Here is an 818-nt window from a genome sequence, read left to right on the forward strand (position 1 = left end):
GGAGGATAAGAACATGAGTATAGAAAAGAAATACGAGCTTACGGAAGAAAGTGAGAAGGTTGATAATTCAAGATTTGGAAAGAAATATAACTGCACTCTTCATCGTATTCGTGCATTAAGAGACTTTGGTGATGTTAAAGCTGGTGACATTGGTGGTTTTATAGAGAAAGAAGACAATCTTTCTCATGAGGGTGATTGTTGGGTTTATGACGGTTCATACGTTTCCGGCAATGCTATGGTGAGTGGTGATGAAAAGATAAAAGATACGGTAGTGTGTGATGATAATGTTATTACGTATGAAATGACATTCATGACACCACAGGAGTATATGGCCTCTCTTTCACGGTTACATAGGTTTTGGAAGCGGCTTTTTTATTATTGGCAGTACAGAATATGGATTTAATGATCAGGGGTATTCATACAATAACTTAAACAAGGTAAAAATAAGGACCCCCACCATCTGATTTTATTGATGGTTGTGCAGCGAGTAGGACAGATTATGAGCAAACCGATGGTCAACAATCATTAGGTGGATGAGATGAGCATCAGGTGTGATAACTTGCCGTATTGAATTGAAGAAAGATTATGAAAGCAAAGGAAATGTTAAAAGCAATTTATAGACGACTTTACAGATTGGTAAGTCGTAACAAAAGAATAGAGAATGCGCGTAAATCAATAGAAGAATATACAGAGGCAGTACCTTGTGAGGATAGTGCAGATGAGCTTTCAAGACAATATTCTAATCAAAAAAGAGCTCGTTCACTAAAAGAAGAATTGCATGATTTAAAATTTGATAATTGGATAGAGAGGTTTGGAGG

1 protein-coding gene and 1 pseudogene are annotated in these 818 nt (G+C 36.6%); both read left to right on the forward strand.

The window, feature by feature from the left end; genetic code table 11:
- A pseudogene (locus tag ME3_RS07205) lies at window positions 1-403 on the forward strand (hypothetical protein); the annotation flags it as partial.
- Window positions 404-585: 182 nt separating this feature from the next.
- A partial coding sequence (locus ME3_RS05210; RefSeq protein WP_007477731.1) for a hypothetical protein occupies window positions 586-818 on the forward strand: 233 nt, incomplete at its 3' end.

The sequence above is a fragment of the Bartonella melophagi K-2C genome (assembly GCF_000278255.1).
GTDB classification, from domain to species: domain Bacteria; phylum Pseudomonadota; class Alphaproteobacteria; order Rhizobiales; family Rhizobiaceae; genus Bartonella; species Bartonella melophagi.